General features: G+C 70.7%; 9 protein-coding genes. 1 reads left to right on the forward strand and 8 read right to left on the reverse strand.

Going from position 1 to position 13,201, the window contains the following annotated elements; translation table 11 throughout:
* Nucleotides 1–33: 33 nt before the first annotated feature.
* The gene (locus OG207_RS10575) at nucleotides 34–255 is read right to left on the reverse strand and encodes a hypothetical protein (protein ID WP_329097998.1); all 222 of its coding nucleotides are present in this window, start codon (nucleotides 253–255) and stop codon (nucleotides 34–36) included.
* Nucleotides 256–345: 90 nt separating this feature from the next.
* Nucleotides 346–1,860, reverse strand: a complete 1,515-nt coding sequence (locus OG207_RS10580; protein WP_329098000.1) for an immunity 49 family protein — start codon at nucleotides 1,858–1,860, stop codon at nucleotides 346–348.
* A gap of 237 nt (nucleotides 1,861–2,097) precedes the next feature.
* Here OG207_RS10580 and OG207_RS10585 point away from each other — a divergent pair, with 237 nt between their 5' ends.
* Nucleotides 2,098–4,314: a terpene synthase family protein gene (locus OG207_RS10585; protein ID WP_329098002.1), complete on the forward strand. Its 2,217-nt coding sequence runs from the start codon at nucleotides 2,098–2,100 to the stop codon at nucleotides 4,312–4,314.
* A 53-nt stretch (nucleotides 4,315–4,367) separates the two neighbouring features.
* Here the strand turns inward: OG207_RS10585 and OG207_RS10590 are convergent, their stop codons facing one another.
* From OG207_RS10590 to OG207_RS10615, 6 genes are all read right to left on the reverse strand, one after another.
* Nucleotides 4,368–5,609 (reverse strand): GNAT family N-acetyltransferase, encoded by a 1,242-nt coding sequence (locus tag OG207_RS10590; RefSeq protein WP_329098003.1) that lies wholly within the window; start codon nucleotides 5,607–5,609, stop codon nucleotides 4,368–4,370.
* Between the two features lie 108 nt (nucleotides 5,610–5,717).
* Nucleotides 5,718–6,971, reverse strand: coding sequence for a YncE family protein (locus OG207_RS10595; protein WP_329098004.1), 1,254 nt, complete (start codon nucleotides 6,969–6,971; stop codon nucleotides 5,718–5,720).
* Between the two features lie 165 nt (nucleotides 6,972–7,136).
* Entirely contained in the window at nucleotides 7,137–8,288 is a 1,152-nt protein-coding gene (locus OG207_RS10600; protein WP_329098006.1) for an XdhC family protein, read from the reverse strand.
* A 104-nt stretch (nucleotides 8,289–8,392) separates the two neighbouring features.
* Nucleotides 8,393–9,856: an NCS2 family permease gene (locus tag OG207_RS10605; protein ID WP_329098008.1), complete on the reverse strand. Its 1,464-nt coding sequence runs from the start codon at nucleotides 9,854–9,856 to the stop codon at nucleotides 8,393–8,395.
* 321 nt (nucleotides 9,857–10,177) lie between these two features.
* The gene (pucD, locus tag OG207_RS10610; RefSeq protein WP_329098010.1) at nucleotides 10,178–12,580 is read right to left on the reverse strand and encodes a xanthine dehydrogenase subunit D; all 2,403 of its coding nucleotides are present in this window, start codon (nucleotides 12,578–12,580) and stop codon (nucleotides 10,178–10,180) included.
* A gap of 2 nt (nucleotides 12,581–12,582) precedes the next feature.
* Complete coding sequence (locus tag OG207_RS10615) at nucleotides 12,583–13,200, reverse strand: (2Fe-2S)-binding protein (protein WP_328788163.1); 618 nt, start codon at nucleotides 13,198–13,200, stop codon at nucleotides 12,583–12,585.
* Nucleotide 13,201 lies beyond the last annotated feature (1 nt).

Consider the following 13,201-nt stretch of genomic DNA (forward strand, 5'->3'; position numbering starts at 1 on the left):
GCCCACGAACCCCGAGTACGCGGACCTGGACCACTACGCCTTGACGGTCTGGTTCAGCGCGACGAGGGCCTGGGCCCAGCGGACGTACTTCAGCTGCCCGAAGTCGGCGACGGTCTTGACCCCGAACGCCTGGTGCAGCAGCTTGCCGTCCTCGTCGCTGACACCCTTGAGCGCGGCAATGGGAGCCGCGAGCACCTCGGCGAGCGGCTTGTCGGCCCACGCCTTGTCGAGCACCTTGTCCAGATCGATCGCCATGAGCGTCCCTCTCGGAATCCCGAAACGAATATCGGGGCAAACCTAACCCAATCCGACAATCACCTTGCGGTACGGCACGCCGCCGACAGGTCAGGAGATGCTCTCGACCCTCTTGCCGTCGACGAGGTACCGGGGCAGGCACGGCAGTTCCGGGTCGAGCGGGAAGCCCTGGTCGTGGGCGAGGCAGGCCATGGCGAGCGGGCCGAGCGCCACGCGGGAGCGCGGCGCCGCCGACTGCGCCCAGTAGCCGCCGTGTTCCGCGAGCGCTTCGGCGAGCACCTCGCCGAAGGCCTGGTGGTCCCCCGTGAAGAGGCGGTGGAACAGCGCGACCGGCTGATAGTCGACGCGGTTCACGAAATCGGCCGGGGAGTGGGTCAGCGTCTCGGGCAGGGACGCCTGCATGGTGGCGAGCAGCTTCTCCACGACCGCGTCGCCCGGGCCGCCGGTGAGGTAGGTCCGCAGGGTGTCTATCCAGTGCAGGACGTAGGCGTCGACGCTGTCGTCCTGCCGCAACGTCTCCGGCGGGACCTCGCACAGCCGGGCCACCCGGTCGTGCGCGCGGCAGGCGAGCGCGAGGTAGACCGCGTCGAGCCAGGCGCGGGCGTCCGGGGGCGGAGCCGCGGCCCTGGCGGAAAGCCGCAGGGTGTTCTCCTCGCCCAGGTACCACTGCTCCGGCTCGCATCCGGTGAACAGCGCGGAGCCGAGCCGCACGGCCGTCTCCCACGCGTCCCACGTGACGACGTCGCTCGCGCGGGGATCGGCGACGCAGCGGACGTGCGCGAGGGCCAGGGCCGAGGCGAAGGCGTCGCCCAGCCCCGACGGGTCCTGTGCGAGCCGGGCCACCGACTCGGCGGTCGCGCGGGTGAGGACGGCCGGGTCCGGGGCCTCCGGGTCCGCGGCGGGCACGGCGATGCGGCCGGCGCGGTCGAGGCGGACCAGCCCCTTCATCAGACCGAGCAGGGACTGCGGCGGCTGCAGCGACAGCGTGCGCGTGTCCTCGTCGACGACCGTGAGCGAGGTCAGGCCGCCCTGGTGCCACCAGTACACGCGCGGCGACAGCGGCCCGGGCCCGTCCTCGTAGGCGCCCAGCGCGTACGCGGCCAGGTCGTTGAGGGCGTCCACCACCGAGCCGTCGACCACCGGATGGAAGGCCAGCAGGTGCCGGGTGGGAACGACGACGAGGGCACCGGCGGACGGCAGCGGCTCTCCGGTGACCTGGCGGGCCAGCTCGCCCAGGTACAACGCCTTGGATGCCACGAAGTGCGAGTCGCCGTAGACGGAGTGCAGCGTGGCCCGCCCCTCGACGGGAATCTCCTCGTACGTGACGGGGACGCGCATCAGGTTGGCGTACGCGGCCTGCCCCAGCTCCTCGATCCCGACGCGCTCCACGTCGCCGTCGGTGAGGGAGCGCACGCTGGTGGGCCCGTCGAGGGCGTAGGCGAAGACCAGCTCGTCCGCCACGATCCGGGCGTACCGCATGCCGCCGGCGACCTCCGGGGTGACCAACCCGACGGGCAACAGCCGCGCGTGCACCCCGCGCAGCAGTTCCTCGACGCTCTCGCCGCCGTGACCGGCGCTGGATTCAGATGAGTTGTCTCGATTCACCCCTTGAACTGTACGAGAGCCCGCCACGCCGCCCGACAGCCGGGCCCGGGGTCGCCGGGTCCCGGCGGCCGTCCCCTAACGCCTGGCCGGGGGCCCGCACCGGGCAACGGCCGCTGCGTCACCTGAAGAAGTGAAATCACCCTTGTCCCACGGGCACCAGGGGTAGGGCACTGCTGATCTCGTGCGGGGGCCGGAGCGAACCGGTCCCCGCAACCATGACCGAAAGGCCGAGCCGACGTGACGCAGCCGTTCCAACTGCCGGATTTCTACGTGCCCCATCCGGCGCGCCTGAACCCTCACCTGGAGGACGCACGGACCCACACCAAGAAGTGGGCGCGCGCCTTCGGGATGCTGGAGGGTTCCGGCGTCTGGGAGGAGGGCGACCTCGACTCGCACGACTACGCGCTGCTCTGCTCGTACACCCACCCCGACTGCGGCCGTGACGCCCTGGCCCTGGTCACCGACTGGTACGTGTGGGTGTTCTTCTTCGACGACCACTTCCTGGAGATGTTCAAGCGCTCCCAGGACCGGGCCGGCGCCAAGGCCTACCTCGACCGGCTCGCCGCCTTCATGCCCATGGACCTGTCCGACGGTTTCCCCGAGCCCACCAACCCGGTGGAGGCGGGTCTCGCGGACCTCTGGGCGCGGACGGTCCCCGCGATGTCCGCCGACTGGCGGGAACGGTTCTCCTTGTCCACGAAGAACCTGCTCGACGAGTCCATGTGGGAGCTCGCCAACATCGACATCGGGCGCGTGGCGAACCCGCTCGAATACATCGAGATGCGCCGCAAGGTGGGTGGCGCCCCCTGGTCGGCCGGCCTGATCGAGTACGTCTGCGCCGAGGTCCCGGCACGCGTCGCGCACGCGCGCCCGCTCACGGTGCTGCGCGACGCCTTCGCAGACGCCGTGCACATCAGGAACGACATCTTCTCCTACCAACGCGAGGTCACCGACGAGGGCGAACTCTCCAACGCCGTGCTGGTGTTGGAGACCTTCCTGGACTGCAGCACCCAGGAGGCCGCCGAGGCCTCCAACGATCTGCTCACCTCCCGCCTCCAGCAGTTCGAGCAGACCGCGATCGGCGAGCTCCCGCAGCTCTTCGCCGACCGCGCCCTGGACCCGGCGGAGATCGCTGCCGTCCTCGCCTACACCAAGGGCCTGCAGGACTGGCAGTCCGGCGGCCACGAGTGGCACATGGTCTCCAGCCGCTACATGAACAAGGAAGCCCGGCCCACCGCCCCGGCGACCCTGCCCTTCCTGCCGACCGGGCTCGGCACCACCGCGCTCGACCTGCGGTCGGTGTTCACCCGGCGTTCGATGGAGCTGCGCCACCGCTCCTTCACCCACGTCCCCTTCGAGCGCACCGGCCCCTCCGTCATCCCCGAGATCTACATGCCGCACCGGCTCTCCCTCAGCCCGCACCTGGCGCACGCACGGGAGGAGTCCGTGGCCTGGGCCCGGCGGATGGGCCTGCTGGAGCCGCGGCCCGGCGACCCCGGCTCGGCCATCTGGACCGAGGAGCGGCTGCGGGGCTTCGATTTCGCGCTCTGCTCGGCCGGGATCGACCCCGACGCGACGGCCGAGCAACTGGCCCTCAACGCCTGCTGGCTGACCTGGGGCACGTACGCGGACGACTACTACCCGGTGGTCTTCGCCCAGGGCAGGAACCTTCCGGCGGCCAAGGCGACCACCGCCCGCCTGATCTCCATGTTGTCGGTCGACCACGCCGAACAGCCGGAGCCGGTGACCGCGATGGAGCGCGCGCTCGGCGACCTGTGGGTGCGCACCGGCGCCACCATGTCCGCCGGGCAGCGCACCGAGTTCCGGGCGACCTTGGTGAGCATGCTGGAGAGCTGGGTGTGGGAGGTGGACAACCAGATCCAGAACCGCATCCCGGATCCGGTGGACTACGCGGAGATGCGCCGCCGCACCTTCGGCAGTCACCTCACGATGTACCTGTGCCGCCTCGGGCACCGGGACCGGGGCATCCCCGAGGAGATCTACGCCTCCGGGACCATCCGCTCGCTGGAGAACGCGGTCGCGGACGCCGCCTGCCTGATCAACGACATCTACTCCTACCAGAAGGAGGTGGAGGTCGAGGGCGAGGTCCACAACTACGTCCTGGTCACCCGGAACTTCTTCGACATCGACTACCCGCGGGCCCTGCACATCTGCCATGAGCTGATGACCCGACGGACCGAGGAGTTCGAGCACATCGTGGCGAACCAGCTGCCGCTGCTCTACGACGACTGGAAGCTCGGGCCGCAGGCACGCCGAGCCCTGGACGCGTACGTGGGCGAGCTGAAGGACTGGCACGCCGGCATCCTCAACTGGCACCAGCAGATCCGTCGTTACCGCCCGCAGGACCTGCAGCCGCTGCCCGACCTGCTGTCCACCGCCGTCCTGGGGGCCGGCTTCGGCATGTCGGCCGCCCGGATCTCGCTGCGCACCTGATCCCGCCGGCCGGGTCGGCGGCGCGCGGCACGCCCCGCCGGCCCGGCCGTGCGTCAGAACTCGTCGCCCGTGTGCGGCAGTACGGCCGTGCGCAGGGCCGCGTCCAGCGCCGCCGCCGCGCCGGGCGTGTGCTCCCGTACCAGCCCGGCCGCGACGAGTTCTTCGACCCGGGTCCCGCCGAGGTAGCAGGCGGCCAGTTCGCGTACGTCCAGGGCCAGGTCGGCGGCGCGGTCCGCGTGCTCGTACGCGGCTCCGCCCGGCCCGGCCGCCAGCCGGAACCGCCCGGCGTTGTCGGGCATCCGCGCGTCGTGCACCTCCAGCACCACGTCCACCGGCGCGGCCCAGGACCGCCGCGTCAGCGCCGCGCGTACGTCGACCAGGCGCAGCCAGAGCGCCGGGAACTGGGCGGTGACCCGCACCTGGTCCCGGTCCGCGGCGAAGTGCAGCAGCGGGTCGTCGACCGGGCGGCCCCACGCGCGGACCCTGCCGGTGAGGTCGAGGGAGGCCACGCACTCCCACAGCGCGGCGGCGACCGCCGGGGTGTCGGCCTCCAGTTCGTCCACCCGGACCAGGCCCGGCACCCGGGTCCGGCCGACCCCGCCGCCGTCGTCCTCCGGCTTGGTGCGGTAGAGCACGTACCCGGCGATCGGCCGGTCCGCTTCTCCCAGGACGATGATCCGGGGCGGGCCCAACTCCTCGTCCTCCTCGTCCTGTTCGGCCAGCCACTCCTCGGACCAGCGCTGCGCGCTGCGGGTGGGACGGCCGGCCCGCCCGGCCCGGGCGGCCTCGTGGAAGGGCCCGATGACGGCGACGGCCTCCTCCGGGTCGACGAGCCGCAGCGGGCGCCGGTCCGGGTCGATGCGCAGGGCCAGCGGACGGGTGGAGTCGATCTCGACGGTGACGCCGGTCGTGGCGCTGCCGTAGCCGAAGCGGCCGTAGATCGCGGCCTCGGAGGCCCAGAGGGCGGCGAGCGGACTGCCCACGTCGGCGGTCCGCCGCAGCATCTCGCCCATCAGGGCGGTGAGCACGCCGCGCCGGCGGTGGGTGGGGGCGACTCCGACGAAGGTGAGCCCGGGGCAGGGCAGGTCCGCCCCGGGCACCGAGAGCCGGAAGTCGTACGCGGCCATGAAGCCGGCCAGGGCCGTGCCGTCGTAGGCGCCGATCCGGTCGCAACGCGCGAGGAGCGCGTGGTGTTTCTCCCGGACCTCCTTCTCGGGCCGGTCGTGGAAGACCAGGTAGGCGAGCTCCAGAGCGCGGTCGATGTCGGACTCGGGTACCTCGCGGATGTCCACCATGATCGCGAGACTAATCGGTCATCGCCGGACCGGTCACCTCATATTGGCCGGTCCGGCACGTCCGGCCGGTGCGCGGGCCTGCGGCCGGTGCGCGAAAGCCCCTGCGGACTACCGTGCGGCGGGACCGGTCCAGGCGGCCGGGACGCGGCCGAGCCGGACGCGCTGCGGGTGGTCCCCGACGGGGACGGAGACCCGCTTGGTGCCGGTGGCGAAGTCGATGGCCGTGACCCGGTCGGCGCCGCTCTCGGAGATCACGCAGGCGCTGCCGTCGCCGGAGACCGTGGCCCAGTACGGCTTGGCGGCGGGCACGAGCGGGCCTTCGGCGAGGGTGGCGCGGTCCACGACGGTCGCGTAGTCGTCCATGGTGCCCGCGATGCAGAGCTTCGCCCCGTCGGGGCTCATGGACATGCCGTGGTGGCGGGAGTCGTTGACCCAGGTGGTGCGGTCGGTGCTGGTGGCGGGGTTCATGGGGAGGGTCTTGAGGCGGGTGATCCGGTCGGAGGGGACGTCGTACTCCAGGAAGCCGTTGAAGAAGGACACCTGGAAGTAGAGCTTCGACTCGTCGGGGCTGAAGGACACCGGGCGGACGGCGTCGGACAGGTCGCGGCGGCCGAAGGCGTCCAGCCGCTCCCGCATGTCGATCACCCGGACCGTGCGGAAGGTCTGCGCGTCGACCACGGTGATCTTGCGGTCGCCCTTCGTCCAGTCCAGCCAGGGCGCGTCCAGGGCGGTGTTCACTTCGCCGATGGAGCTGTTCCACAGGAAGCGGCCGTCGCGGGTGAAGGTGTTCTCGTGCGGCTTGTCGCCGGTGCCGAAGGAGCCGACGTGTCGTCCGGTGGTGATGTCCAGGACGTGCACGGTGTTGGAGGTGGAGGCCGAGACGGCGACGCGGGTCCCGTCCGGCGAGACCGCCATGTGGTCGGAGCGGTACCCGGACACCGGGAAGCGCCAGTTGACGCGTCCGGAGGCCACGTCGATGGAGACGACGTCGGCGAAGCTGGGTCGGGAGACGACGACCGCGGAGCCGTCCGGGGTGGTGTACATGTCGTCGACGAACTGGTCGTGCCCCTCGCCCGCGCTCTCCCGGATGCCGAGGAAGAAGGCGAGCTTCACCGGGTTGAGGTAGATCTCCCGCAGCCGCTCGGCCTTGTCGGGGACCACGTCGATCCGGCCGACCTTGGCGAGGTCGCCGGTGGAGGCGAGGACGTCGGCGGTCCCCTCCCAGTTGTTCCCGACGAAGAGCACCTCGCGCAGGCCGCCGGCGGGACCGGAGCCCGGAGCGGGACCGGACGGGGCCGGTGTGAAGGCGGTGAGCAAGGTGGCCGCGGCCAGCAGGCCCAGGGTTCGCACGGTACGCAACATCCGCTCAACTCCGCTACGGGGAAGGGATGGAGAGGGTGCCTCCTATTACCGGCGGGTAAAATAGGGGGAACGACACCAGGGCGCAACCCCCACGGGGTGCGCCCTTTCCTCACGTCCCTCCTTCACGTCCGGTCGTCACGTTTCCCCCGTCCGACCGTCGTGCCTTCAAGCGACGGAAACGATCCGGTCGAGCATCGTGTGCGAGACGTCCGGGTGGATCGGGACGTGCGCGCCGGTCAGGGCCGCGCCGGTGCCGCCGCGGCGGTTCGCGACGATCTCGGCGGCGATGGACAGCGCGGTCTCCTCCGGGGAGCGGGCGCCGAGGTCCAGGCCGATCGGGGAACGCAGCCGGGCCAGTTCGAGCTCGGTCACCCCGACCGCCCGCAGTCGCTCGTTGCGGTCCTCGTGGGTGCGGCGGGAGCCCATGGCGCCGACGTAGGCGACGGGCAGCTTGAGCGCCAGTTCGAGGAGCGGGACGTCGAACTTGGCGTCGTGGGTGAGCACGCACAGGACCGTCCGGCCGTCCACGGCCGTGGTCTCCAGGTAGCGGTGGGGCCAGTCGACGACGATCTCGTCCGCCTCGGGGAAACGGGTCTTCGTCGCGAAGACGGGCCGCGCGTCGCACACCGTCACCCGGTAGCCGAGGAACTTGCCGATCCGCACGAGGGCGGAGGCGAAGTCGATGGCACCGAAGACGATCATCCGCGGGGGCGGGACGCTGGACTCGACCAGCACCTTCAGCGGCTCTCCGCAGAGCCTGCCGTCGGCGCCGATCTCCAGCACGCCGGTCCGGCCCGCGTCGAGCATGGCGCGGGCCTCCTCGGCGATGGTGCGGTCCAGCTCCGGGTGTCCGCCGAGACCGCCCTGGTGGGCGCCTTCGGTACGGACGAACACGGCGCGGCCCATGAGCTCGGCCGGGCCCTGCGCGATGCGGGCCACCGCAGCGGCCTCGCCGCGGGCCGCGGCGGCCAGCCCGGCCGCGAAGGCCTCCCGGGCGGGAGAGCCCACGCGGACCGGGGTGACCAGGATGTCGATGATTCCGCCGCAGGTCAGGCCTACGGCGAAGGCATCGTCGTCGCTGTACCCGAAGCGCTCGTGGACGGTTTCGCCGTCCTCCAGCGCCTGCCGGCACAGCTCGTACACCGCACCTTCCACGCATCCGCCGGAGACCGAGCCGATGGCCGTGCCCTCGCTGTCGACGGCGAGAGCGGCCCCGGGCTGGCGGGGCGCGCTCCCGCCGACCGCCACGACGGTGGCGACGGCGAAGTCACGCCCCTGCTCGACCCACCGGTTCAGCTCTTCGGCGATGTCCAGCATGGGGGCCTCCTCGGAGAGGTTCGGTTCCAGTATCTGATACGTGGATCTGATGCGTGCATCGGATACGTGGAGGTGCGGGTACGTGATGATCAGGCGGTTCGGGGTCAGCCGACCCCGAGCCAGTGCTCGATCGGGTTCAGGGCGAAGAACACCAGGAAGATCCCGGTCAGCGCCCACATGAAGCCACCGATCTCCCGGGCCTTGCCCTGAGCGATCTTGATGGCGACGTAGGAGATCACACCGGCGGCGACGCCGGCCGTGATCGAGTACGTGAACGGCATGATCACGACGGTCAGGAAGACCGGGATCGCGGTCGCGCTGTCGGCCCAGTCCACGTGGCGGGCGTTCTGCATCATCATCGCGCCGATGACGACCAGCGCCGCGGAGGCGACCTCACCCGGGACGATCTGCGTGAGCGGGGTGAAGAAGAGGCAGGCGGCGAAGAACAGGCCGGTGACCACGGAGGCGAGACCCGTGCGGGCACCCTCGCCAACGCCGGTCGCGGACTCGACGAACACGGTCTGGCCGGAGCCGCCCGCGACGCCACCGATGGCGCCACCGGCGCCGTCGATGAAGAGCGCCTTGGACAGGCCCGGCATGCGGCCCTTGTCGTCGGCCAGCTTGGCCTCGGTACCGACACCGATGATGGTGGCCATGGCGTCGAAGAAGCCGGCGAGCACCAGCGTGAAGACGATCATGCCGACCGTCATGTAGCCGACGTCGCCCCAGCCGCCGAAGGAGACGTCGCCGAAGAGCGAGAAGTTCGGCATCGAGACTGCGGAGCCGTCGAGCTCCGGCGGGCCGTTCTTCCAGGCCTTCGGGTCGATGTCCACGATGGCGTTGAGGATCGCGGCCAGGACGGTGCCGCCGACGATGCCGATCAGGATGGCGCCGGGCACCTTGCGGGCCTGGAGCATGAAGATGGCGACCAGGGTGATGCAGAAGAGCAGCACGGGCCAGCCGGACAGCTCACCGACGGCGCCGAGCTGGACGGGGGGACCGAACTCCGGGCCCTTGCCGACGAAACCGGCCTTGACGAAGCCGATCAGGGCGACGAAGAGGCCGATGCCCATGGTGATCGCGTGCTTGAGCGCGAGGGGGATCGCGTTCATGATCATCTCTCGGAGGCCGGTGACGACCAGGAGACAGATCACGACACCGTAGACCACACACATGCCCATGGCCTGCGGCCAGGTCATCTGGGGGGCCACCTGCGAGGCCAGCACGCCGGACACGGACAGACCCGCGGCGAGGGCGAGCGGCACCTTGCCGACGAAGCCCATCAGGAGCGTGGTGACGGCTGCGGCGAACGCGGTGGCGGTGATGATCGCCGACCCGTCCATGACCGTGCCGGCGACGTCCTTGCCCGACAGGAGCAGGGGGTTGAGCAGGAGGATGTACGCCATCGCCATGAAGGTCGTGATGCCGCCACGAACCTCGTTGCCGACATTTGAGCCTCTGTGCGTTATATGGAAATAGCGGTCGAGCCAGGACCGTCCGGCGGGCGGCTGAGAGCCGTCGCCGGCTTCCTCCGCGGTGGTCTTGGGCTCTACTGACGACTGGGTCATGGTGCCTAACTCCCAAGGTTCAAAGGGGCACCCGCTTGGAGATTGGAGACGCGGGATTTGGGATGCTGCGTTTGGCTGCACGACCCGGGGTGACGGCCCGAGGCGACGCGAATGTTCACTGCGTTTACTGCGGGTAGTGCGGGGGTGACCGCTGGTACCACGGGGGTTCTTGCAGGGGTACTGCCGGGTGAAGGGACCGCGAGCGGTGCGGTGCTTCGTACGTCCTCCGGACGGTGTGGCGCGAAGTGTGACGTTCCCATGCACACCGCCCGGAGAGTCTGAGGGGGTCCGGGGGCCTCGCGGCCCCCGGACCACGCCGTCCTAGAGGGTCCCGGTCAGGGCTTCCGGACGGATCGGCGTCTTGTTGATCTCCAGACCCGTCGCCTGCCGGATCGCCGCGATGACGGCCGGGGTGGACGAGAGGGTCGGGGCCTCGCCCATGCCGCGCAGGCCGTAGGGGGCCTTCGGGTCGGCGAGCTCCAGGACGTCGACCGGGATGGTCGGGGTGTCCAGGATGGTCGGGATCAGGTAGTCCGTGAAGGAGGGGTTGCGCACCTTCGCGGTCTTCGGGTCCACGATGATCTCTTCCATGATCGCGACGCCGAGGCCCTGGGTGGTACCACCCTGGATCTGGCCGACCACGGAAAGCATGTTGAGGGCCTTGCCGACGTCCTGCGCGGTCGCCAGCTCGACGACCTTGACCAGGCCGAGCTCGGTGTCCACCTCGACGACCGCGCGGTGCGCGGCGAAGGTGTACTGGACGTGGCCGTTGCCCTGGCCGGTGACCAGGTCGAAGGGCTCGGTCGGCGCGTGCCGGAACTCCAGCTCGAGGTCGATGGCCTCGTCGCCCAGGATGTCGGCGATGTCCGCGAGGACCTCGCCGCCGTCGGTGACGACCTTGCCGCCTTCGAGGAGCAGCTCGGCCGTGGCCCACGCCGGGTGGTACGAGCCGTTCTTGCGGCGGCCGATCTCCAGGAGGGCCTCGCGGACCGCCTCACAGGTGTTCTTCACGGCGCCACCGGTCATGTACGTCTGCCGGGAGGCGGACGTGGAACCGGCGGAGCCGACCTGCGTGTCGGCCGGGTGGATGGTCACCTGCGTGACGCCCAGCTCGGTACGGGCGATCTGCGTGTGGACGGTGATGCCGCCCTGGCCGACCTCCGCCATGGCCGTGTGGACCATCGCGACGGGCTCGCCGTTGATGACCTCCAGCCGTACGCGGGCGGTCGAGTAGTCGTCGAAGCCCTCGGAGAAGCCGACGTTCTTGATGCCGACCGCGTAACCGACGCCGCGGACGACGCCCTCGCCGTGGGTGGTGTTCGAGAGGCCGCCGGGCAGCGCGCGGACGTCCGCGCTCTCGCCGGCGGACTCCCACTGGCGCTCGGGCGGCAGCGGGCGGGCCTTGACCCGGCGCAGCAGCTCGGCGACCGGCGCCGGGGCGTCCACGACCTGGCCGGTGGGCATGATCGTGCCCTGCTCCATGGCGTTCAGCTGGCGGAACTCGACCGGGTCCATGCCCAGCTTCGCGGCGAGCTTGTCCATCTGGGCCTCGTAGGCGAAGCATGCCTGGACGGCGCCGAAGCCGCGCATCGCGCCACAGGGCGGGTTGTTCGTGTAGAGCGCGATCGCCTCGATGTCCACGTCCTCCAGGACGTAGGGACCCACCGAGAGGGAGGAGGCGTTGCCCACGACCGCCGGGGAGGCGGAGGCGTACGCGCCGCCGTCCAGAACGATCTTGCACTTCATGTGCGTGAGCTTGCCGTCCTTGGTGGCACCGTGCTCGTAGTAGAGCTTCGCCGGGTGGCGGTGCACGTGGCCGAAGAAGGACTCGAACCGGTTGTAGACGATCTTGACCGGCTTGTTGGTGGCCAGGGCCAGGAGGCAGGCGTGGATCTGCATCGAGATGTCCTCGCGGCCGCCGAAGGCGCCGCCGACGCCCGAGAGCGTCATGCGGACCTTCTCCGGCGGGAGGCCCAGGACCGGGGCGATCTGCTGGAGGTCCGAGTGCAGCCACTGGGTGGCGACGTACAGCTCGACGCCGCCGTCCTCGGACGGCACGGCCAGACCGGACTCCGGGCCGAGGAAGGCCTGGTCCTGCATGCCGAAGGTGTACTCGCCCTCGACGATGACGTCGGCGCGCTTGCGGGCCTCCTCCACGTTGCCGCGGATGATCGGCTGGCGGTGCACGATGTTCGGGTGCGGGACGTGCCCGATGTGGTGGTCGTCGCGGCCCTCGTGGATCAGCGGCGCGCCGGGGGCGAGGGCGGAGGCCTCGTCCGTGACGAGCGGCAGCTCCCGGTAGTCGATCTTGATCTTGGCCGCCGCGCGGCGGGCGGTCTCCGGGTGGTCGGCGGCCACGAGGGCGACCGGCTCACCGTGGTGACGCACCCGGCCGTTGGCGAGGACCGGGGTGTCCTGGATCTCCAGGCCGTAGTTCTTCATCTCGGCCGGCAGGTCGTCGTAGGTCAGCACCGAGTACACGCCGGGCATGGCGAGCGCCTCGGTGATGTCGATGGAGACGATCTCGGCGTGGGCGACGGTGCTGCGCAGCGTCTGGCCCCAGAGCATGTCCTCGTGCCACATGTCCGAGGAGTACGCGAACTCGCCGGTGACCTTGAGGGTTCCGTCCGGGCGAAGAATCGATTCGCCGATGCCGCCCTTGTTGTGCTTCTGGGTGACGTTCGTCGGCGTACCGGCGGGCACGGTGCGGGTGTTCTGCGCCATGGTCAGACCGCCTCTCCCTGACGGGCGGCCGCGAGGCGGACCGCGTCGAGGATCTTCTCGTAACCCGTGCAGCGGCAGAGGTTGCCGGACAGGGCCTCACGGATGTCCTGGTCGGACGGGGAGGAGTTCTCCTCCAGGAGCGCGTCCGCCTGGATCAGCAGACCCGGGGTGCAGAAACCGCACTGGACGGCGCCGGCGTCGATGAACGCCTGCTGGATGGTGGAGAGTTCCACGCCCTCGCCGGTCTGCGAGTCAGCCGCTCGACCGGGCCCGTGCGCCTGCCACTGCTTGGCCGCGTCCAGGGACACGCCCTTGCTGCCACAACCGCCGCCGGTACCGCAGGCACCGCCGTGGCCGTGCTCGTCGCGCTGCTTGGAGAACTCCGCCAGCCCCTCGACGGTCACGACGTCGCGACCCTCGACCTGACCGGCCGCCACCAGACACGAACAGACCGGTACGCCGTCCAGACGGACGGTGCAGGAACCGCACTCGCCCTGCTCACAGGCGTTCTTGGAACCCGGCAGGCCCAGGCGCTCGCGCAGGACGTAGAGGAGGGACTCGCCCTCCCACACGTCGTCGGCTTCCTGCTGACGGCCGTTGACCGTGAAATTGACGCGCATG

Origin of the sequence: Streptomyces sp. NBC_01439, assembly GCF_036227605.1 — a bacterium.
In the GTDB taxonomy this organism is placed as follows: Bacteria; Actinomycetota; Actinomycetes; order Streptomycetales; family Streptomycetaceae; genus Streptomyces.

What these genes read in the sequence shown, in the direction of transcription:
- OG207_RS10605 (WP_329098008.1), bottom strand. Translation starts at nt 9,856, where the DNA reads ATGACCCAGTCGTCAGTAGAGCCCAAGACCACCGCGGAGGAAGCCGGC.
- OG207_RS10615 (WP_328788163.1), bottom strand. Translation starts at nt 13,200, where the DNA reads ATGCGCGTCAATTTCACGGTCAACGGCCGTCAGCAGGAAGCCGACGAC.
- OG207_RS10575 (WP_329097998.1), bottom strand. Translation starts at nt 255, where the DNA reads ATGGCGATCGATCTGGACAAGGTGCTCGACAAGGCGTGGGCCGACAAG.
- OG207_RS10600 (WP_329098006.1), bottom strand. Translation starts at nt 8,288, where the DNA reads ATGCTGGACATCGCCGAAGAGCTGAACCGGTGGGTCGAGCAGGGGCGT.
- pucD (WP_329098010.1), bottom strand. Translation starts at nt 12,580, where the DNA reads ATGGCGCAGAACACCCGCACCGTGCCCGCCGGTACGCCGACGAACGTC.
- OG207_RS10590 (WP_329098003.1), bottom strand. Translation starts at nt 5,609, where the DNA reads ATGGTGGACATCCGCGAGGTACCCGAGTCCGACATCGACCGCGCTCTG.
- OG207_RS10595 (WP_329098004.1), bottom strand. Translation starts at nt 6,971, where the DNA reads ATGTTGCGTACCGTGCGAACCCTGGGCCTGCTGGCCGCGGCCACCTTG.